This window comes from Xenorhabdus sp. BG5 (assembly GCF_015163665.1).
Taxonomy (GTDB): Bacteria; Pseudomonadota; Gammaproteobacteria; order Enterobacterales; family Enterobacteriaceae; genus Xenorhabdus.
In genome coordinates, this window is record NZ_JADEUG010000014.1 from 1 (window position 1) to 18,803 (window position 18,803).

An 18,803-nucleotide genomic window follows, 5' to 3' on the forward strand; every position below is an offset into this window, starting at 1 on the left:
TATAAAACATTAATTACATAATTCACGTAATAACTATAATTTCAAAAATACTTGCATTTATATAATAAATTCATTCATGAAAGTATCTGAGTAGTCATCTTGATGCTAATTAACCTGAGATTTGCTTAAGAAGGGAACTAAAGTGCCTGAGGTACGATCAAAGTTTTTGCTAAAGAAAACAAAATCGTGGAGATCCTCAGGCATGTATAATTTAGAAGAACTTTATTGCTGTGTCGATGACTTTTGCCAAAAATTTATCCCTCTTTGGCATCAACAGCTCATTGAAAACGGATTACTCAAACGCCACCGCGAAGCTTCCCTCTCTCTCAGTGAGGTCATGATGATCCTCATTTTATTCCCTATGAGCCATTATCGTGATTTTAAAACGTTTTATATTGAACATGTAAAACAATATCTTAAGGCCGATTTTCCCGGATTGGTCAGCTATACCCGAATGCTAACCTTGAAGAAAAGGGCGCTTATTCCTTTATGCGCTTTTCTTTCATCACGCAAGGCGAAAACCCAAGGGATCGCTTTTATTGATTCCACCAAAATTGCCGTTTGTCACAACCTTCGTATTCCCCGCCATCGGGTATTTGAGGGCGTTGCACAACGGGGAAAAACTAGTACGGGCTGGTTTTATGGCTTTAAACTTCATCTGGTTATCAATGATTGCGGTGAACTTTTGGCCGTGAAGTTAACCGCAGGAAATAAAGATGATCGTCACCCTGTTAAAGCGCTGGCAAAAGGGTTAACGGGGTGTTTATATGGTGATAAAGGATATTTATCACAGGCCTTATGCGATGAATTAGAAGCTGAAGGGATCACGTTAATCACTAATGTCCGTAGTAACATGAAAGCAAAAGCGTTATCTCTCTGGGATAAGTTGATGTTAAGAAGGCGATTTTTGATAGAAACGGTCATCGACCAGCTCAAGAATATTTCTCAGATAGAGCATTCAAGACATCGCAGTCAGCTCGGTTTTCTGTTGGAAATGACCGCGGGTCTAATTGCTTATACATTCCAACCTAAAAAACCGAGCCTGAATTTACGGAGTTCTGAACTGGCTCTTCTTAAACAAAGCTGAGGTTAATTATCTTGGCCTATGTAGGATGACACTGACGCGCTGCGCTTGTCTTCTCCGATTGACCGAGCTAATACATTAGCCCGATAAATCGGAGAGCTGAAATACACCTGCCAGAGAAAACCTTTTTGCTTACATCCCACTATATTAAAGAAATAGGGATAAAACTGTTCACCCTATTCACCTTTGAGTATTTTCATTTAAATTCATACTGTTAAACGATGATAACTTGAAATCAAACTCATCACCACTCTTCACCCAACCGTTCACCTCAAATCTGAAAAAGGTGAACAGTGATGAAGACTTGTGAACAGTTTAAAAATAACTATTCACTCTATAATGCATTGATATATCTAATTTAAATTACAGAGTGAATAGTGGTGAATACTTTTTGATATTTCTTTGAAAAATTATTGTAATGAGGAAAAATTATTCTTCTGGCAGGTTATCTCTTGTTAGTTGTGGCAACCATTCGATGACGGTATCGATATTCAGGCTCAGATTGCTACGAATACCGTGTTTGCTTTTTTTGCGCAGGTAATGCTGACCGTATTCTGCTAGTGCACCCGGCATATCCATGCCAAAACGCGTTACGGAAATCGGTTTATTCAGGTTATTGCCCTTCATATAGGCAAGGTAGGCGTGATAAAGGTACTTACGGGGATTGAATGGCATAATTTCCGCATTGCCGATTAACAGGCCGTCAGCTTCATGGGACGCAATCAGGTAGCCGCAGAAATCAACCAGTGGATCGGTGCCGCGTTTGATATCCAATGCTTCTTCAGATTTCTGTTGTTCTGCCAGTAAACGCCTTGCGGTTTGTGGGTCAGCAAACCTATGCAGCAGATGCCGGATAATCACGGGCAGTTCTGCCGCGATTTTATCGCGCAGCAGTGTATCACGTTCATTTTCCGGTATAACTTCGGAAAAGTTGAAAATCACTCGACGCCGCGACACACCACCACTGCGATCACTGAAACTCATAGCATTATTATTCACCGCCAGCACCACCGCTGGAATACGGGTTGAATAGGGCTGTTTGTGCTTCGGATCGATGGCAACTTCATCCCCGCCTGTAATGGCCTTGATACCGGAACCATCGCCCACATAGCGGGTCTGATCTGGCAGGATAATCAGCGAATAACCGACAATCAACGCCCGCTCCCGTGGGTTTTCCAGAGCAGCCATACTGGCAGAAACGGTATTGCCTTTTCCTGCCAGCATTGAACAGATTTCAGCAAAGATGCTTTTGCCACTGCCACCTGCGCCGGTCACTTCCAGAAAAAGCTGCCAGTCGTAGCGGTTTGCTAACACCATAAACAGTGCTGCCAGTACCCGATCGAATTTATTCTCACAGTTGGCTGTTGCCCGATTCAACCAACGCCAGAATTGCGGCGCATGGTCTTTCAGGGTTTCCCCCGAAATGGGGGAATTGAATTCAACATCGTTGGCAAGCAGCAGCCAATCACTTTTACGATGAGGCCGGAACTGGCAGGCTTTCAGGTCAAACACTCCATTGTTGAACCCGATTAAGTGGCGTTCTGGCGGCTGCATCATGGGAAGCTGCAATTTCAGGGCATCCACCGCAGAGCTAATACCGTGCGGTGAGTACGGTAGTTTTTCTTCCATAAAGGCAGCAACCATTTCCCGTTTTAAATCACGGTCACTGACCGGACGCCAAACAATACCGTCATAGTGATGAACGGTTTCCGAAGCACCATCCAGTGCCAAATCACCGTTATAACGTGTCAGTAATACTTCTCCTCGTTGACTCGCTCCCATCTGGCAGAGTGTCAGCTTCGAAGGCTCTGCCTCATTGGACTGAGTAGCGGCTTTTTTCTTGGTTGATGCCGGTTGGTAAAGCCCCTGAGCAAAGATTTGTTTTGCTGTGTCTACACCGTGTTGTTGGCGGTAATCATCCCAATCGGCTTGGTACTCTGTCGGTGGCAACGTAACCCAACCATTAATCGCAAGGGCGGCTTTTTCTGCTGAGATCTTGCCGACATTTACTTTGGGTTTCCCGTTCTTATCCAGCTCGTCGGGGCGATGCCAGTCATTATCTGCTGCAATAATGGTTTTTATGTCCGGCCACCGCTCCCGAACGGCTTTGGCGACAGAGAACAAATTACCTGCATCCAGTGCCGCCAGAACAGTACCTTTATAGAGCTGGTTAACAGTGAGTGCTGTGGCGTAACCTTCGGTAATAATGACCGTATCCGGGTGCGCTTCCAGCGCTGACACGGGAATAAACGCGCCTTTTTTCTGGCTGCCGGACAGGAGTTTTTTCTCGCCATTGGGTGTGATGACCTGCGCCCCTGTGACTTTTTTATCCAGGGCTGTCAGTGCCAGCACGGTGGAATTATCGAACAGTAGTCGCTGATCAAGGTGTTGTAGACCCTTTGCCGCCAGATAGGGCGATTGCCCGGCGACAGTTTGTGCCATCAGTGCCGCCACTCTTTCGGCAATCGGCTGTGTGGGATAATGGGTTTCTTTGGCTGGCTTGGGTTCGGGCAAAGGTAGCGCCAGTATATTAGCAATAATTTTTGCCGCCTCTGTAATCGAGATCCCTTTGGTTTTTGCCACTAAATCCAGCCCGTCACCGTAGTTCGGGGCGTCACACTGGCGGCAATGCCAGTTGCCATGATGGTGATCATCGATAAAGTGAAAACGGTCGGTGCCACCGCAGACGGGGCAAGCGCCATGTTTTCCCTTGGCGGGAATGTCGATACCACATGCGGGCAGCAGATTTGCCCAGGAATACATGGCGGAAGTTTTCACTGTCTGGATCAAGTCAATCGGTTTTTGAGTGCCAGCTGTTTTTTGAACTGTAAATTTAGGGCGAGTTTGGGTATGCTGTGTATCAGCCATCATTTTTACCTTGCTTAATGATTGTTGGTGAAACGCCTCGCAGTGTTGGACGCACTTCGGGGCGTTGTGTTTTATATTCTGTTTCTTATGTCATAGTCTTTTCTGTGTTATGCCGCCCGTGATGCCGCAATACGCTGGGCGATCCAGTCATCAATTTCCGATTCAATAAAGGCTATGGAACGCGGGCCGATTTTGACCTGTTTTGGGAATTCTCCGTCGCTAATCAGTTTGTAGATCCACGCCTTGCTGTAACCCGTTCTGCGTTGAACTTCTGGCAAACGAATAAAACTTTCCTGCAATGCTGCCATTGTCATATTTTTTCTCCTGTTACTGTTACCGAGTCCCTGAGCGCTCATCGTGGACGTTGTTTGATGACAGGCGGATTATTCCAAAAAGCAAGACTTAATGAACAGCGTTAATTGTTTTTCTCCCGATGAAAATTAACGGGTTACAAATTGTACTAACGATTCTTTCTGTCACGCAGCGGTTTGGCGAAGTCATACGGTGTAATGGCCTTTTCCCGGTTGGCATCCAAATAATCCGCCCACCACTGCACCATCAGCCGCCGTTCGTCCAGATGTTTGGATGTATGAATATACGCCGCTCTAACGTTGTTGCGTTCGATATGGCTGAGCTGGCGCTCAATGGCATCATCACTCCACAGGCCGGATTCCCCCATCGCACCACGCGCCATTGTGCGGAATCCGTGTCCACAGACGTCGGTTTGGGTGTCGTAGCCCATATTGCGTAACGCACTATTGACGGTGTTTTCACTCATGACTTTCGCGGAACCATGATCACTGGGAAACATCACGTCACAGTTACCACTCAGTTTATGCAAGGCGTTGATAAGCCGAACTGCCTGATGGCTCAGGGGCACAATGTGATCGGTTTTCATTTTCATGCCGCGCTCTGAGAATCGAACGCCTTTGATGGGTTTTCGTGTGGCGGGAATTTTCCAGACCGCGTTTTCAAGGTCGATTTCCTGCCAGCGGGCAAATCTCAGTTCGCTGGAGCGGACAAATGTTAGCAGCGCCAGCTCTACCGCAATCTTGGTCAGCAGGCGACCGCGATAGGCAGATAAGCGAGCCAAAAAGTCAGGTAAGTCTTCGTGGTGCAGGGCGGGATGGTGACGAGATTTTGTGGTAGTGAGTGCGCCGGCCATATCATTAGCCGGGTTGGATTCTAGAATATCGTTCTGGACGGCATAGCGCATGATAGCGGTGACACGTTGTCGTAACCGCTGGGCGATATCGTGTTTGCCCTGTTCATCAATGGCTTTGACTGGCGCTAAAAGCTGGCTGGTGCGCAGTGTGGTAATATCGCGGGCGCCGATATGAGGAAAGATATACTGCTCAAGGCTCCGTAGGATGGTTTCGCGGTGGCGGTCGCTCCAGCGCTTGTTGCTGGCGTGCCATGCACGGGCGACCTGTTCAAAGGTATTTGTTTTGGCAGGCGAGGGGGCACAGCGTTTCTCGGCTTTGGGATCGATGCCTTGCGCCATCAGCTTTTTGGCTTCATCGCGTTTAGCGCGGGCATCGGCTAGCGATACCGCCGGATAGACGCCAAATGCCAGACGGTCTTCTTTCTTGTCGGTGGGGCGGTAATACTTCATACGCCAGTATTTTGAGCCGCGTGACGAGACTTCTAAATAGAGACCACCGCCATCGGCAAGTTTGTAGGTTTTTTCTTTGGGTTTGGCAGTTTCGATTTGTCGTGCGTTTAATTTCATTATTAAGGGCATTCCGGTAATCGAATGGTAGGTGCCCCGAATTATGCCCTTCGCTGCATCTTGATTGCAACAGACGAAACTAGACGTAAAAATAAGAAAGGGTATTGATTTTATTGGGTTTGAGAGAAATTGTTTGACTGGGCTGGACTTCACTGGAAGTTGAAGTGGTGCCCGGAGGCGGAATCGAACCACCGACACGGGGATTTTCAATCCCCTGCTCTACCGACTGAGCTATCCGGGCTAACGGGGCGCATTAAACCGTATTCAGCCCAATCCGTCAAACACTTTCTGCATAAATTTATCCATATGCTTTTAATTCACACAATCAGCTATAAATCTAAACAAGATGGAGAGACAATCGTCTCCCCATCGTTATTTCTCTATTATCCGCTAATTGGTTATCAACTATCTGCGATAGTTTTTCTGTGCATTGTTCACTTTTATCAAGTAGCGACGTGATTCAGCAGCAGGGTGTTTATTGGTCAAGGTTGAATAAACATCACCGGGTTCCATTGAGTTGATGATTTGAACCGCCTTCTTTCTATCATTGGAAAATACGCGCAATACACTACCTGCTCCGCCATTGTAAGCCGTGATAATGGCATACCGACGTGAGGTAGCGTTTTTGATTTCTCCTAAATAGGTATTTTGTAATATTGATAGATAGGCGGTGCCGGTATCAATGTTGTTCTCAGGATCGAAGAGATAATTGCGACCAGGCTGGCCTGATTTTCCTTGCATTTTGAAAACATCCCGTCCGGCAGTGTGTTGCATTACCTGCATAAGCCCCAAGGCATCAGAACGGCTGACGGCATAAGGGTTAAAACTGGATTCGGTCTGCATGATGGCAAGGATCAGAGATTCATCAACGCCATATTTTATGGATGCTTTGCGAACGATAGAAAGATATTTATGGGCACGTTTATCCAAATGGTTGGGAACCAACTGTATGGTGACTGACCAAATGACGTGTAATCCCGATTGACGCTTTTGCAATTTATTTTGAATCAGATAATTGGCAAAATGACGTGCACGCCACTCCCAGCGAATGGGCTCACCAGTGTTATCCAGAACCTGTCCATATAGAAAGGGTTCTTTGCTGATCTGAATATCGTTGGCGTCGGAATAAAGATCGATAGTTCCTGGATCATCTCCCATCAGCAAAGTCGTAACAATTGCTTTGCGTAAATGTTCAGTGGGTTCAATGGGAGAAATGGTTTCAATCGTAATGTTTCCCGTCTCAAAATTGATATGGCTGCGGGTTTTATATTGATCTGTATATTTAACGTAATCTTTTGGGCCTGCGATTAAAACTTCCTGCAACCCCCAAATATTTTCAATATTGTGGGCAAATTGTCCCATCAAAATATCGAATCCATTGGTGTCTTTTATATATTCATCGCTGTATTCAACATCTTTTTTGCTAGAACAGGAAATTAGAAGTGGGGCAAGGAGGATCAGGGCCAGCAGTCTTTTCATTTTACAATGCCGTTGGATATTAATGCCGTTAGATATTGAAGCTTCAATCAACGTTTAGAGCCATACAAAATGGCTCTTATTTTGCCAATCTATACTAATCGAATAGTAATATTATTGTTCCGGAGGTGTATAACCGTCGATTTTAATGTCATGTCCTTCAAACAGGAATTTCACCATCTCTTGTTCAAGCAGTTTGCGATCTTCTGGATTCATGGTATTGAGTTTTTTTTCATTAATTAGCATGGTTTGTTTACTCATCCATTGTTGCCATGCTTCTTTTGAAATCTCATTGAAAATACGCTTGCCCAATTCCCCTGGATAGAGCTGAAAATCTTGGCCTTCCGCTTCTCGTTGTAAAAAAGTGCAAAAAATCGTTCTGCTCATAATTAATCCTCAAAATAGTGGGCAACTTAACCCAATTGTTGCAAAAGGTACTCAACGGGAGCTGCCAATCCAATAGTTGCTGGCTGACGTAAGTTATACCAAAGTCCCTTACTTTCATCCATGCAGGAATCAAAAGTTAAGATATCGATTTTAATCGGAACGATATCTAAATGAAAATGGCTGAATGTGTGGCGAAATGCTGTCAGTTGTTCAAGTTTGCCGTGTGAGATACCTGAGTTTTTCAGCCATTGTTCCAGTGATACTTGATCAGCAAATTGTGGGAAAGCAAACAAACCACCCCAAATACCAGAAAGTGGGCGCTGCTCCAGCCAGACCCTATCGCCATGTTGCATTAATAAAAAGTAGGCTGTTTTTTCAGGAATGCTTTGTTTCGGTTTTTTCCCCGGATAGTTTGCCCAACTATGATTGGCATAAGCGATACAACCCGTATTAAGTGGACAAATCTCACATTTTGGTTTGCTGCGGGTGCAAACTATAGCGCCCAAGTCCATCATCGCCTGGTTAAAATATTCGACACTTTGCTTGGGAGTTACGCGCGTGCTGATATCCCATAACTGGTTTTCAACGTCTTTTTTCCCCGGCCAGCCGTCAACAGCGTAGCAGCGAGCCAAAACACGTTTCACGTTACCATCAAGGATCGGGAAATGCTTGCCTTGGGACAATGAGAGAATGGCTCCGGCAGTTGAACGCCCTACACCGGGCAGGGCAACAACATCATCAAAGGTCGTCGGAAATTTACCATTGTGTAATGTCACAATCTGTTGTGCGGCTTTATGTAAGTTACGGGCACGGGCGTAATATCCTAAGCCAGTCCATAAGTGGAGAACCTCATCCAGTGGGGCAGCAGCCAAAGAAGTAACATCGGGAAAACGTGAAATAAATTTTTGGAAATAGGGAATGACTGTCGCAACTTGAGTTTGTTGCAGCATCACCTCTGAAAGCCAGACGTGATAGGATGTTTTTTCCAACTGCCACGGCAGAGTTTTGCGGCCGTAGCGGTGATACCACTCAAGTACCACTTGTGAAAATTGCTCAGCTTCCATCATTAGAATAATTGTCTTTATATCTGGTAATTGTTTTGTGAGCGGGATTGCAACATAGTGTAACCTCAGTGTAAACCCGAACTTTGTTTCGAAGCAGTACGCAACATAGCATTAAAGTTGTGCTTATGAACACTGAACTTGATAAACTCAGCCATCTTTGCATAATTGCGCTCTCTTTGGGTACTCCTGCGGTATATAACGTCCCGGATGCCTGAAAAATGTCTTTAAAACTGACAAAAGTACCATGATAAATAACGTAATTTCACCAGAATATAATGAAAATGGCAGGGCGTTGCGCCGTGTCCGTAGTTTTGTGCGTCGGCAGGGGCGGTTAACGAGTCGCCAGCAGCAAGCGCTTGATAATGTGTGGCCAGAGATGGGCGTGGACTATCAGGCAGAATTGTCCAATATGGAAGAGATCTTTGGCCGCAAAGCCCCTGTTGTGCTGGAAATCGGTTTTGGTATGGGCGCATCATTGGTCACAATGGCAAGCGAAAATCCAGATAAAAACTTTTGGGGAATCGAAGTTCATGCGCCGGGAGTTGGAGCGTGTTTGGCATCCGCAGAAGATGAAAATCTCAGTAATCTGCGAGTGATGTGCCATGATGCTATCGAAGTATTGAACAACATGATCCCAGATCAGAGCCTGGCAATGGTTCAGCTTTTCTTCCCTGATCCGTGGCATAAAGCGCGTCATAACAAGCGTAGAATTGTGCAGCCTGAATTCGCTCAATTAGTGAGAAGTAAGCTGGAAATTGGTGGTGTTTTCCATATGGCGACCGACTGGCAGCCATATGCAGAGCATATGCTGGAGGTGATGAGCGCAGCAGAAGGGTATCGCAACTTATCGGAAAACGGTGATTATGTGCCACGTCCTGAGTCGCGCCCGGTCACAAAATTTGAGACGCGTGGTCAGCGGTTAGGTCATGGCGTATGGGATCTAATGTTTGAGAGGGTAAAATAATGGCTAAAAACCGTAGTCGTCGTCTGCGTAAAAAATTGCGTATTGATGAGTTTCAGGAATTGGGTTTTTCAGTAAAGTGGAATTTTCCGGCTGATACCTCCGTTGAGGTTGTTGATAGCACGGTTGATGCCTTGATTGAAGAACTGATCGAGCCAAATGGCCTTGCTCTGGATGCCAGCGGTTATTTGCAATGGGAAGGTATTGTCTGTCTGCAAAAAATCGGCAAATGTACGGAAGAACATCGCCAGTTGGTTGAGAATTGGCTGAAAGATCGCGGTATGGAAGACGTTATCACATCAGAACTGTTTGATGTGTGGTGGGATTGATTCGCTGTTGCATTAAGAAAAAGCGTATTACGTAAAAATAGCGCTGTATGCAGGGGCTCTTTAGGGGCCCCTGTTTGTCTGGAGAAAACGTGGTGAAGGTAAGGTTCTCTAATTCGTTGTTGGCAGATATCTTAGAAGAAGTGCGCCCTTTGATTGGTCAAGGAAGAGTCGCGGATTATATTCCTGCTCTGGCAGAAGTTCCGGCAGACAATTTGGCAATGGCCATTTGTACGGTCGATGGGCAAATTTTTAAAGCGGGAGATGCAGAAAAACGCTTCTCCATCCAATCCATTTCTAAAGTGTTGAGCTTAACATTAGCGATGACACGTTATAAGGAAGAGGATATCTGGCAACGGGTGGGTACGGAACCTTCGGGGCAGCCGTTTAACTCATTGGTACAGTTGGAGCTGGAAAAGGGAATTCCCCGTAATCCTTTTATTAATGCGGGAGCCTTGATTATTTGCGATATGCTGCAATCTCGCTTAAGTGCCCCTAAGCATAGAATGTTGGAGTTTGTCCGTAGCCTCACCGGGCAAAAAAGGATTTGCTATGACGATATCGTTGCCCGCTCAGAGATGGAGCATTCCAGCCGCAATGCCGCGATAGCTTACCTGATGAAATCATTCGGTAATTTTGAGAATGATGTTATTACCGTTTTGCAAACATACTTCCAATACTGTGCCTTAAAGATGAATTGTGTTGAATTGGCTCAATGTTTTATTTATTTAGCCAACCAGGGGAGAATGCTGGGTTCTGGCCAACAAATTTTGAGTCTTCGACAAACTCGCCAGATTAATGCGCTTATGTTGACATGTGGTATGTACGATGGTTCTGGCGAGTTTGCTTTCAGGATCGGTATGCCAGGGAAATCGGGTGTGGGTGGCGGCATTATCTGTGTGGTGCCGGGAGAATTTACGGTTGCAGTATGGTCGCCTGAGCTGGATAAATCCGGTAACTCATTGGCAGGTTGTGCAGCACTGGAAAAATTAGCCGGGCGTATTGGACGCTCTATCTTTTAACCTGTCAGTGTTTTAACTTTAGAAATCAGGAGAAGGTATGTTACGCAGGATCACGATTGCTGCAACATTGATATTTGTGTCTCAAGCCATTGTTACTCAGGCACAGGCGAATTCTGAATGTCATGCGACGCTTAATGATGACATTATTGTCACGCCAAATTCTGTCCAGATTACAGGGGCGAGTGGAAACTTAAAGATATTGCCTGATGGTTCCATAACCAGAGATGGTAAGGTGTTATCGCTGGATACAGGACAACGTAGTAAAGCCCAACAATATCAACAGACGATCCGTCAGGATTTACCTTGGGTTAAGAAAGAAGCGCTAAGTCATTTGGCGAATGCACGACAGTCACTGGATAAAGTGGTGGTCGAAACAATGGGTAAAGAAAGTAATATCCGTAACCGTCTATCTCAATTGGAATCTGGCCTCAGTAAACAAGTTGATAAAGTGATTGAAACCCGTGCTAATGGCTTTGCTTTTAATGCTCAGGCAGTCAAGCAGGTAGAACCTGAAGGCAAAAAACTGATTGAACAGAGCCTTGGCGGTATCTTGCAAGATAGCATTAATGAAATGAGCCGGAAAAATAGCGAGCAAAATGGTGATGGCAAACAGATGCTAATGTCTCTTCTTGGCGGGTTAGGCGGTATGCAAAATGGTTTTGATGCAGAATGGAAAAAGCAGGAGCAAGAATTAAAACGCTTAAAAGTGGAAGTATGTAGTAAAGCCAGTCAATTAGAACAACAGCGCATTAGTCTTATGAATGCGATTAAGTAAAATAGTTTTTTACCCTACAGGCAAATAAGAATCGATATGAAATTGATTCTTATTTTGTTGACATATTAATATTGCCACCTGGAATGTACGTCACCTTTTATTAATAGACTTAATTTAGGTGTCACTAATGAAAAAATCCTGCCAATTGTTATTGCATCACTGCTTTTTGCTACCCAATGCCGTTGCTGATGCCTTGTAAACTCGACTCACTTATTATTCCGAAACTGATATTGTTCCTAAATTGAAACAATCAGGCTAAATCATGATTTAGCCTTGCGACACAGAAAATCTACGTTAGGATATTTCAAAAGGCATCCAATGGGGGATATAAACATGATTATTCGTTCAACTGAATTTAAGAATAATGATTTCTTGAAAAAAGAGCATGAATTTAATCAATTTGATGGCAATGGTGATAACCGTTCCCCCGAACTTTCCTGGGCGGACGCACCAGCCGGAACCCAAAGTTTTGCGATAACTGTCTATGATCCTGATGCACCAACGGGTAGTGGCTTCTGGCATTGGGTCGCTTTCAATATTCCCGTTGAAACACAATCCTTACCTGCAAATGCAGGGCAAAGTGATGGTATCCAATTACCAATCGGTACAACTCAGAGCAGAAATGATTATGGTCTGTCTGGTTTCGGTGGTTGTTGCCCACCTGTGGGGGATAAAGCTCATCGCTATATTTTCACTGTACATGCTTTAGCGGTAGAAAAATTACCGGGAGTTGATGCTGAAACAACAAATGCCGTTGCGCGTTTTATGATCCAGGCCAATACCCTGGCAACAGCATCTATTACCGGCTACTACCAGCGTTAACTGATTAATCATTCTTCCGTTTCCAGTAAGGGGTATCAATATGAGCAGCAAAAAAATTCAATGGAACTATGGATTACAGCCGGAAGCGGTAGAGATCCTTTCTAATAATGGGGGCATGATCGTCTGCCCAACCAAAGTTGGCTACATTATCATGACATCCGATGCGCAAGGTCTGGAGCGTAAATTTGAGGCTAAACAGCGTAATCGTAACAAGCCCGGTGTTGTATTATGTGGTTCTTTGGAACAGTTGAAAGAGCTGGCCCAACTTAATGCGGAAATTGAAGAACTTTATCAAAGACATTGGGATGAAGACGTACTGTTAGGTTGTATCTTGCCGTGGAAAGAAGAAGCGATAGCCCGTATCCCAGATGATGGTTCTAAAGAACTGATGATGGATCAGCGTGGTACGAGCTGTTTCGTCATTAAATTTGGTAAGCCTGGCGAAATCCTGGCAAAAGAATTGTGGGAAGAATATGGCAAGTTCTCTTTTGCCAGCTCAGCTAATCCATCAGGTAAGGGAAATCGCGGTTTGGTTGAATGTATCGGTGAGAGGATAGAAGAGAGGGCCGATCTGATTATTTGCGCTAATGACTATGTTAAATCTATTCAGCCAAATGAAACTGAGCAAACCCGTTATGAACAAGGTGTTATGGTTTCAATGGTCGATGAAAATGGTCAATTAGTTCCACTGCAACAAGGGCAACGTGATATTACCCCGTGTCCGGTGTTAATCCGCAAGGGATTGGATGTACATAAAATCATGGCGATGATGTCCGATATTTTCACTACCTGGGATTACCGCCACGGCAATTACTATTGATTAATATCTCTTACAGATAATATCTTTGGCGGGTGCTGTTGTGCCCGCATTGATATCTGTCGTTACGCTTTTTTTCCTCTCTCCAAATCTTGTCTAAGCTTACGTTGTAGAGAGTTTGCAAACTGTTGTACACGCGAAGATAGCGTATCCTCTGATTTAAACAGTATCCATGCCTGATAAATATCCATGTCCCATTCTGGGAGAAGCCGTACTAATTTACCTTCTGCCACGGCTTCATGGGTAACATAGTCGGGTAGATAGGCAATGCCAGCCCCAGCCAGAGCGGAATTCATTAGCGCCACACTGTTATTGATGCGAAATCGGCTACGTACTTCAATATCCAGCTTATTTCTTTCCTTACGGAATGGCAGGGAAATAGTATGTGCAGGGCCACGAAATAACAGATAATCGTAACGAGGAAGATCTTCGGGTTTCTCTATTGCGGAAAATTGGTTGATATAGTCTGGGGTAGCGTAAAGTCCCCAAGTGATATCAATTAAAGGCATGACAAGTGGATATTGTGGCGTCTCACGCCCTATGATGATGGCAATATCACATTGATCTTCTTCCATATTAATGGTTCTGTCGGTTAGTTCCAGATCAACGCTGATATGAATATTTCCGGCGACAAAGTGATTCAGGGCGGGGACAATACACTGGCTGCCAAAGGATACTGGAGCAATCAAGCGTAAACTTCCCATCGGTTGTTCATGGAAATTACGTATAAAATGTTCAGCGTTTTGGGCTTCGGTAAGGAGCCGCTGGCAGTATTGGTAATAACTCATCCCAACTTCGGTGACTTGAATTTTACGTGTAGTGCGGTTGAGTAATTGGGTACCTAATCTTACTTCTAATTGTGCAATCTCGCGGCTGACGGAAGACTTGGATAGCCTTAATGATTTTGCTGCTTCGGTAAAACTCAGTGTCTCTACCACACGGGCAAAGATCACCATAGAGGTAAGATTTTCAATATTATTCATGCAATAACCTGATGATTTACGCGTAGGAACCGTCCTATAACATATCACATATCCTGTAGTGATAGGTCAGATTCAATGGGTAAGAATTTCCCATTTTGTGAACAACTGTCCCATACTGGAAACAGTGAACCATACGATGGTATTTCCCTACGTTAAGGCATCGTAATCTTGTTAGGATGACAATCTATTGAGTCTGTTTTTATCTTTCAGAGGGCAATGTGAGATGAGCCAAACTATTACACAAAAAATTCTTGCACGGGCAAGTGGGCGTGCACAAGTCACTCCGGGTGAAGTGGTTTGGGCGAAAGTGGATATTCTGATGTCTCATGATCCCTGCACACCGGGTGTAGCCAGTGTATTTAAAAAGGAGTTCGGGCAAGATGCGAAGATATGGGATCCTGAACGCTTTATTTTAATTCCAGACCATTTTGTCTATTCAGCAGATCCACAGGCTAACCAAAATATTCGGGTTATGCGTGAATTTGCCGCTGAGCAGAACATAAAATATTTTTATGATGTCGGGACGCCTAATTATAAAGGTGTGTGCCATATAGGACTCGCAGAAGGAGGGCATATTCGCCCTGGCGAGGTATTACTGGGCACAGATTCTCATACTGTGACCGCGGGTGCTTTTGGGGCATTTGCCATTGGGTTAGGTATTACTGACGCCGCTTATGCGTTAGGTACGGGAGAAATTCCTCTTAAGGTGCCAACAACCATTCGGGTCAATTTTACCGGAACCAAGCCAGCCCATGTTTTGGCTAAAGACATGATTTTATCGGTATTGTCAGAATTGACGGTTGATGGTGCGACCTATCAGGCCATCGAGTTTGGTGGTAACGTCATTGATGAGTTATCGGTAGAAGAACGCATGACGATTTGCAATATGGTCGTTGAGTGCGGCGCTAAAAACGGCATTATGGTTCCCAATCAGGCGACTTTGGATTATTTGGCAGAACGCAATAATCTCCCGTTTGAAATTGTCTACCCTGACGAAGATGCACAATATAGCCGCGTGTTAAATATTGATGTTTCCACGATGCAGCCAAAGATTGCCAAACCCCATTCGCCAGATAATGTCGTTTCCATTGACCAGGTAGCCAATGTCGCCATTTCTCAGGCATATATTGGTTCTTGTACGGGGGGTAAGCTGGAAGATTTTGTTGCGGCAGCACGCGTTATCAAAGGGCATAAGGTAACTATTCCGACTTATGCCGTGCCTGCAACAAAAGAAGTTTTCCATAGGACGATTACCACCCAAATCGATGGCGTTTCTGTCTACCAAATTTTAAGCGATGCAGGTGTGAAACTCTCCGCTGAATCAGGATGTGCCGCTTGTTGTGGTGGCCCGCCAGACACGTTTGGCCGTGTCAATGATCCAATATCAGTGATATCCACCACCAATCGTAATTTTGTCGGCAGAATGGGGCATAAACGTGCCAACATTTATCTGGCTTCCCCTTATTCTGTTGCCGCGGCAGCGATTACTGGTCAAATAACAAATCCTGAGGAGTTTTTATGAGTGAGTTAAAGGAAAATATCATTCGGGGTGAAGTTTATGTCTTGACCGATAATATTGATACTGACCAAATCCTCTCAGCCGAGTATCTCAAGGTCAACCCTTCCACTCCTGAAGGGTATGCTCAACTGGCTTCGCTGGCGATGTGTGGACTGCCGGAAGGTTCGTTGCCTTTTATTGATGAAAGTAAAGGAAAAGCGAAATATCCGATCATTGTGGCAGGGCAGAATTTTGGTTGTGGATCTTCGCGTGAACATGCGGTTGCCGCATTAGGTGCTTCAGGTGTGAAAGCGGTTCTTGCTCAATCTTATGCCCGTATATTCTTCCGAAATTGTGTATCAACCGGAGAGTTATTGCCTGTTGCAGCTCAGGAGCGCTTGTGTGAAAAATTAGTCACAGGTGACAGTATTGAGATTGATATTGAAAACCAGACCGTTACTTTGCTGAAAGAGGGTGAAAAATATCGAACTGATCCTATTGGTGAACTTGCTAATATTGTCTCTGCCGGAGGGCTATTTTCTTACGCTCGTGCGTCGGGAAGAATTAAATAGTATGAAAAAACTGCACCCTGAATTTTAAGGTGCAGTTTTTTTCCTAAAGAAACAGCTCCAGTAAGGAATTCAGGAACAGTTTTCCGTGCTTAGTGATTTGCCAGTGAGTATCGCTTTCAGTGATATAGCCTTTCGACAAGGCTTCGTCGATTTGTGGGCGAATGACACTTTCTGGTAACCCAGTGAAATCACTGAAATCCTGACGTGGCATCGATTCCAGCAGGCGGAAACGGTTCATAAAAAATTCAAATGGACGATCTGCATTATCCACTTGATTTTGTTGATCCAGATAACGCCCCTGCATATAACCGCGTGGATGTTTGGTTTTCACGGTACGGAGAATACGGCCATCCGCAAACGAAATCTTGCCATGTGCACCACAACCAATCCCCAAATAATCACCGAAACGCCAGTAATTGAGATTATGCTGGCATTGATAACCTGGCTTGGCATAGGCCGACGTCTCATATTGTTGATAACCCGCTTCTGTCAGTAATTGATGGCCTTGGGAAAAAATATCCCATAGTGCATCATCATCCGGTAAAACCGGAGGACGGGAGCCAAAACTGGTATTAGGCTCAATCGTCAGTTGATACCAGGATAGATGAGGGGGAGATAACTCGATAGCCTGACGCAAATCATTCAGTGCTTCCTTGAGTGTCTGGTTGGGTAAGCCATGCATCAAATCCAGATTAAAACTGCGTAATCCAAGCCCGTTAGCTAATTTTGCCGCTCGTTTCGCCTCTTCTGGACCGTGAATACGTCCCAAACGGATAAGTTTATCTGACCCGAAACTTTGTACGCCGATGGAGATGCGATTAATCCCCGCCTGCTGATAAGCACTGAAACGATCGGCTTCCACGGTTCCCGGATTGGCTTCCATGGTAATCTCTGCTTGCGGCGAGAGTGGCAGTGCAGCCCTGACGCCATCAAGCAATCGTTGCATACCTTCGGCGCTTAACAGGCTCGGCGTGCCTCCACCGATAAAAATCGTTGATACTTCACGATCACCAATCATTGACAGATCCGCATGCAAATCCGCCAATAGATGATCAACATATTCCTGATGCGGCACATCCCCTTTTAAGGCATGTGAATTAAAGTCACAGTAAGGACATTTTTGCACGCACCACGGAATATGGATATAAAGACTTAGAGGAGGCAACTTAAGCATTACGCATGGCTTCCAACAACATGGCTAATGCTTTCCCACGGTGTGAAACGGTATTTTTCTGCTCACGAGTTAGCTCGGCAGCTGTACAGTTAAATTCAGGGGCATAAAAAATGGGATCATAACCAAAACCGCCTTTTCCAGCCGGTTCACGGGTAATCATGCCTGACCAGCGACCATGAAATACCAGAGGGGTAGGATCTTCTGCGTGGCGTAAGAAGACCAGCACACAATTGAATTGAGCCTGACGTTGTTCATCAGGAACATCGTGCATGGCTTGCAATAATTTTTCCAGATTCTCCTGATCGGAGGCATCACTGCCTGCGTAGCGAGCAGAATAAATGCCTGGCGCGCCACCTAATGCGTCAACAGACAACCCTGAATCGTCAGCAATTGCAGGTAACCCCGTTACTGCGGCGGCATGGCGGGCTTTGATGATGGCGTTTTCAATAAAAGTAAGGCCAGTTTCATCGGCTGGCTCCACACCTAATTCGGTTTGGGCCACGATATCTAAGCCAAAATCAGCTAATAAATCAGCCAATTCACGTACTTTACCTGCATTTCCCGTGGCGAGAACAACTTTTTGCATTGCCATTTATTTAATTAACCTGTATGTCCAATTAATTTATGTATCTTATTGATCTGTCTATCTTTTTATCCTGCAAACATGGCAGCCAGCCATCCCATGACATCGTAGCGCAGGGCATTGAGTGCGTAGAGAATAAGAATGACAATCATGGCAGAGAAATCAAGACCGCCCATTGAAGGGATAATGCGGCGGATAGGTGCCATGAGTGGTTCAGTTAATTGAATCAGGACATAATCTACAGGGTTGCGTCCCTGGCTGATCCAGCTTAATAACGCGCGAGCGATCACTAACCAGAATATGAGCTTTCCGGCAGCGGTCAGTAATTCAATCACGCCAAACAAGAATATGGCGCCGGAAGGAACGAGAAATTGCCCTGTGGCTAACCATATAGGCAACAAGATCTTGATAAGAATCAGCAGATAGGAGAAAAGCACGGACGCGGTATCAATGGGACCAATGGCAGGAATGAATCTGCGTAATGGGCGCACCACAGGTTGGGTAATTTTAACAATAAATTGTGAGAATGGATTATAAAAATCGCAACGTGCCCACTGCATCCAGACACGCAGCAGTAAAACGGCAATATATAACTCCAGAACGGTGAAAAAGACGAAATTTAAGAATTGCATGTAGCAGCCCTGATTGAATTAAACCAA

The 18,803-nt window shown here is 45.0% G+C and carries 19 protein-coding genes and 1 tRNA gene; 9 read left to right on the top strand and 11 right to left on the bottom strand.

All coding sequences use genetic code 11. The features are described 5' to 3' along the window. The first annotated feature begins 202 nt into the window (after nt 1-202). Complete coding sequence (locus IQ209_RS09070) at nt 203-1,087, top strand: IS982 family transposase (RefSeq protein WP_193850999.1); 885 nt, start codon at nt 203-205, stop codon at nt 1,085-1,087. Between the two features lie 426 nt (nt 1,088-1,513). Here the strand turns inward: IQ209_RS09070 and IQ209_RS09075 are convergent, their stop codons facing one another. The 7 genes from IQ209_RS09075 to mutY all read right to left on the bottom strand — a co-directional run bounded on the left by IQ209_RS09075 (nt 1,514) and on the right by mutY (nt 8,614). Further along, a complete protein-coding gene (locus tag IQ209_RS09075; RefSeq protein WP_193851000.1) occupies nt 1,514-3,952 on the bottom strand; it encodes a toprim domain-containing protein in 2,439 nt (812 codons plus the stop codon). Nucleotides 3,953-4,059: 107 nt separating this feature from the next. Then, nucleotides 4,060-4,266, bottom strand: a complete 207-nt coding sequence (locus IQ209_RS09080; protein WP_193851001.1) for an AlpA family transcriptional regulator — start codon at nt 4,264-4,266, stop codon at nt 4,060-4,062. Between the two features lie 146 nt (nt 4,267-4,412). Then, nucleotides 4,413-5,684, bottom strand: a complete 1,272-nt coding sequence (locus tag IQ209_RS09085; protein ID WP_193851075.1) for an integrase arm-type DNA-binding domain-containing protein — start codon at nt 5,682-5,684, stop codon at nt 4,413-4,415. 165 nt (nt 5,685-5,849) lie between these two features. After that, nucleotides 5,850-5,925, bottom strand: a tRNA-Phe gene (locus IQ209_RS09090). Between the two features lie 164 nt (nt 5,926-6,089). Next, nucleotides 6,090-7,163 carry a membrane-bound lytic murein transglycosylase MltC gene (gene mltC, locus IQ209_RS09095; protein ID WP_193851002.1) on the bottom strand — a complete coding sequence of 358 codons (1,074 nt, stop codon included), beginning with the start codon at nt 7,161-7,163 and terminating at the stop codon, nt 6,090-6,092. A gap of 111 nt (nt 7,164-7,274) precedes the next feature. Beyond that, on the bottom strand, nt 7,275-7,547 hold the full coding sequence (locus tag IQ209_RS09100) for an oxidative damage protection protein (RefSeq protein WP_047770725.1): 273 nt from the start codon (nt 7,545-7,547) through the stop codon (nt 7,275-7,277). Between the two features lie 26 nt (nt 7,548-7,573). Next, nucleotides 7,574-8,614 carry an A/G-specific adenine glycosylase gene (gene mutY / locus IQ209_RS09105; protein WP_193851003.1) on the bottom strand — a complete coding sequence of 347 codons (1,041 nt, stop codon included), beginning with the start codon at nt 8,612-8,614 and terminating at the stop codon, nt 7,574-7,576. Between the two features lie 241 nt (nt 8,615-8,855). Between mutY and trmB the strand changes: the two genes are divergently transcribed. The 6 genes from trmB to IQ209_RS09135 all read left to right on the top strand — a co-directional run bounded on the left by trmB (nt 8,856) and on the right by IQ209_RS09135 (nt 13,337). Next, the gene (gene trmB / locus IQ209_RS09110; protein WP_193851004.1) at nt 8,856-9,575 is read left to right on the top strand and encodes a tRNA (guanosine(46)-N7)-methyltransferase TrmB; all 720 of its coding nucleotides are present in this window, start codon (nt 8,856-8,858) and stop codon (nt 9,573-9,575) included. After that, nucleotides 9,575-9,901, top strand: coding sequence for a YggL family protein (locus IQ209_RS09115; protein WP_074020197.1), 327 nt, complete (start codon nt 9,575-9,577; stop codon nt 9,899-9,901). The genes trmB and IQ209_RS09115 overlap by 1 nt, the downstream gene beginning before the upstream one ends. A gap of 92 nt (nt 9,902-9,993) precedes the next feature. Continuing rightward, complete coding sequence (gene glsB, locus IQ209_RS09120) at nt 9,994-10,920, top strand: glutaminase B (RefSeq protein WP_370588412.1); 927 nt, start codon at nt 9,994-9,996, stop codon at nt 10,918-10,920. Between the two features lie 37 nt (nt 10,921-10,957). Further along, a complete protein-coding gene (locus tag IQ209_RS09125) occupies nt 10,958-11,695 on the top strand; it encodes a DUF2884 family protein (protein WP_193851006.1) in 738 nt (245 codons plus the stop codon). Nucleotides 11,696-12,028: 333 nt separating this feature from the next. After that, entirely contained in the window at nt 12,029-12,517 is a 489-nt protein-coding gene (locus IQ209_RS09130; protein WP_193851007.1) for a YbhB/YbcL family Raf kinase inhibitor-like protein, read from the top strand. Between the two features lie 40 nt (nt 12,518-12,557). Continuing rightward, the gene (locus IQ209_RS09135) at nt 12,558-13,337 is read left to right on the top strand and encodes an L-threonylcarbamoyladenylate synthase (RefSeq protein WP_193851008.1); all 780 of its coding nucleotides are present in this window, start codon (nt 12,558-12,560) and stop codon (nt 13,335-13,337) included. A gap of 62 nt (nt 13,338-13,399) precedes the next feature. Here the strand turns inward: IQ209_RS09135 and IQ209_RS09140 are convergent, their stop codons facing one another. Continuing rightward, a complete protein-coding gene (locus IQ209_RS09140; RefSeq protein ID WP_193851009.1) occupies nt 13,400-14,317 on the bottom strand; it encodes a LysR family transcriptional regulator in 918 nt (305 codons plus the stop codon). 223 nt (nt 14,318-14,540) lie between these two features. Here IQ209_RS09140 and IQ209_RS09145 point away from each other — a divergent pair, with 223 nt between their 5' ends. Together IQ209_RS09145 and IQ209_RS09150 are read left to right on the top strand one after the other, a co-directional pair. Continuing rightward, nucleotides 14,541-15,839 (top strand): aconitase/3-isopropylmalate dehydratase large subunit family protein, encoded by a 1,299-nt coding sequence (locus IQ209_RS09145; RefSeq protein WP_193851010.1) that lies wholly within the window; start codon nt 14,541-14,543, stop codon nt 15,837-15,839. Beyond that, nucleotides 15,836-16,387, top strand: a complete 552-nt coding sequence (locus IQ209_RS09150) for a 3-isopropylmalate dehydratase (RefSeq protein ID WP_193851011.1) — start codon at nt 15,836-15,838, stop codon at nt 16,385-16,387. The genes IQ209_RS09145 and IQ209_RS09150 overlap by 4 nt, the downstream gene beginning before the upstream one ends. 43 nt (nt 16,388-16,430) lie before the next feature. On the opposite strand, the gene hemW is transcribed toward IQ209_RS09150, so the two are convergent. The 3 genes from hemW to IQ209_RS09165 form a co-directional block, all read right to left on the bottom strand. Then, nucleotides 16,431-17,561: a radical SAM family heme chaperone HemW gene (gene hemW / locus IQ209_RS09155; protein ID WP_193851012.1), complete on the bottom strand. Its 1,131-nt coding sequence runs from the start codon at nt 17,559-17,561 to the stop codon at nt 16,431-16,433. Further along, nucleotides 17,554-18,147, bottom strand: a complete 594-nt coding sequence (locus IQ209_RS09160) for an XTP/dITP diphosphatase (protein ID WP_193851076.1) — start codon at nt 18,145-18,147, stop codon at nt 17,554-17,556. The genes hemW and IQ209_RS09160 overlap by 8 nt, the downstream gene beginning before the upstream one ends. 65 nt (nt 18,148-18,212) lie before the next feature. Next, nucleotides 18,213-18,776: a YggT family protein gene (locus tag IQ209_RS09165; protein WP_193851013.1), complete on the bottom strand. Its 564-nt coding sequence runs from the start codon at nt 18,774-18,776 to the stop codon at nt 18,213-18,215. Nucleotides 18,777-18,803: the final 27 nt, after the last annotated feature.

What these genes read in the sequence shown, in the direction of transcription:
- IQ209_RS09070 (WP_193850999.1), top strand. Translation starts at nt 203, where the DNA reads ATGTATAATTTAGAAGAACTTTATTGCTGTGTCGATGACTTTTGCCAA.
- IQ209_RS09075 (WP_193851000.1), bottom strand. Translation starts at nt 3,952, where the DNA reads ATGGCTGATACACAGCATACCCAAACTCGCCCTAAATTTACAGTTCAA.
- IQ209_RS09080 (WP_193851001.1), bottom strand. Translation starts at nt 4,266, where the DNA reads ATGACAATGGCAGCATTGCAGGAAAGTTTTATTCGTTTGCCAGAAGTT.
- IQ209_RS09085 (WP_193851075.1), bottom strand. Translation starts at nt 5,684, where the DNA reads ATGAAATTAAACGCACGACAAATCGAAACTGCCAAACCCAAAGAAAAA.
- mltC (WP_193851002.1), bottom strand. Translation starts at nt 7,163, where the DNA reads ATGAAAAGACTGCTGGCCCTGATCCTCCTTGCCCCACTTCTAATTTCC.
- IQ209_RS09100 (WP_047770725.1), bottom strand. Translation starts at nt 7,547, where the DNA reads ATGAGCAGAACGATTTTTTGCACTTTTTTACAACGAGAAGCGGAAGGC.
- mutY (WP_193851003.1), bottom strand. Translation starts at nt 8,614, where the DNA reads ATGATGGAAGCTGAGCAATTTTCACAAGTGGTACTTGAGTGGTATCAC.
- trmB (WP_193851004.1), top strand. Translation starts at nt 8,856, where the DNA reads ATGATAAATAACGTAATTTCACCAGAATATAATGAAAATGGCAGGGCG.
- IQ209_RS09115 (WP_074020197.1), top strand. Translation starts at nt 9,575, where the DNA reads ATGGCTAAAAACCGTAGTCGTCGTCTGCGTAAAAAATTGCGTATTGAT.
- IQ209_RS09125 (WP_193851006.1), top strand. Translation starts at nt 10,958, where the DNA reads ATGTTACGCAGGATCACGATTGCTGCAACATTGATATTTGTGTCTCAA.
- IQ209_RS09130 (WP_193851007.1), top strand. Translation starts at nt 12,029, where the DNA reads ATGATTATTCGTTCAACTGAATTTAAGAATAATGATTTCTTGAAAAAA.
- IQ209_RS09135 (WP_193851008.1), top strand. Translation starts at nt 12,558, where the DNA reads ATGAGCAGCAAAAAAATTCAATGGAACTATGGATTACAGCCGGAAGCG.
- IQ209_RS09140 (WP_193851009.1), bottom strand. Translation starts at nt 14,317, where the DNA reads ATGAATAATATTGAAAATCTTACCTCTATGGTGATCTTTGCCCGTGTG.
- IQ209_RS09145 (WP_193851010.1), top strand. Translation starts at nt 14,541, where the DNA reads ATGAGCCAAACTATTACACAAAAAATTCTTGCACGGGCAAGTGGGCGT.
- IQ209_RS09150 (WP_193851011.1), top strand. Translation starts at nt 15,836, where the DNA reads ATGAGTGAGTTAAAGGAAAATATCATTCGGGGTGAAGTTTATGTCTTG.
- hemW (WP_193851012.1), bottom strand. Translation starts at nt 17,561, where the DNA reads ATGCTTAAGTTGCCTCCTCTAAGTCTTTATATCCATATTCCGTGGTGC.
- IQ209_RS09160 (WP_193851076.1), bottom strand. Translation starts at nt 18,147, where the DNA reads ATGCAAAAAGTTGTTCTCGCCACGGGAAATGCAGGTAAAGTACGTGAA.
- IQ209_RS09165 (WP_193851013.1), bottom strand. Translation starts at nt 18,776, where the DNA reads ATGCAATTCTTAAATTTCGTCTTTTTCACCGTTCTGGAGTTATATATT.